At 56.9% G+C, this 248-nt stretch carries 1 protein-coding gene; it reads right to left on the bottom strand.

The window, feature by feature from the left end:
• Window positions 1–248, bottom strand: a 248-nt coding sequence (locus AC2FA3_RS15455) for a hypothetical protein (RefSeq protein WP_490510361.1), incomplete at both ends; no start/stop codon positions are given.

Genomic DNA, 248 nt, shown 5'->3' with positions numbered 1-248 from the left:
AGATTCTCGACGGCTGTCTCGCCGTCGAGAATCTCTTCGAGAATCCGCTTGCGCTGCGCTTCTGTAAGCAACGCACGTTCCAACGAGTCGACCGACCAGTAACCGACGCGTTCTGTGAATTTGGCGGCCCGGATAAGTACACTGCTCAACGTACCGATGCATCCCAGCGTGTTCTCGAGCAGCCCCTTCGTATATTGCGTGAGTTCCCCTCCCCAAAGATGCGGGAGCGTCTTCTCGAATGCCAGGAC

It is taken from the genome of Janibacter sp. CoH_79_TC_3 (genome assembly GCF_058197955.1).
The sequence above is the reverse complement of the archived record's forward strand: the minus strand, read 5'-3'. Positions and strand labels throughout refer to the sequence as shown.